The 439-nt window shown below is 39.0% G+C and carries 1 protein-coding gene; it reads right to left on the reverse strand.

The genetic code is table 11. The annotated features are described in order from the left end of the window. The coding region (locus ACTJLE_RS06610) for a phage holin family protein (protein ID WP_481267920.1) at positions 1 to 279 on the reverse strand (279 nt) is incomplete at its 3' end. Positions 280 to 439: the final 160 nt, after the last annotated feature.

Here is a 439-nt window from a genome sequence, read left to right on the forward strand (position 1 = left end):
TGCGGTTCTAATCACGCTTCCTTGTTTCAAAACATGAAAATCTATAATGTTTGCTATGCCAACAAGCATAAAAATGAGCACCTTTCTAAAAATGCCCTTAAAACCAATGCTGCTAGACAGTTTCTTATCCGTGACCGCACACATCACGCCTGTAATATAATCCGTTACCACAAATAAAACGAGTGCGAGGATAAGCCCGTCGCACCCGCCTAAAAAGTATCCCAGCCAGCCGCCTACCAGTGTGAAAGCCAGTTGAGCACTATTCCAAAATCCTCTCATAATTCTCCTTACAAGTTTTCCTAACATTTGCCAGTACTCTTATAAAAAATAAAAAGTAAAAAGTAATAAAAAAGGGCAGGCATGGTTTAACCCACACCTGCCCTAACATTTCAGCATTTCAGTATTTCAACTGATATTATTTTTCAACACATGACTACTA

Source organism: Gardnerella sp. CCPDSM (assembly GCF_056754715.1).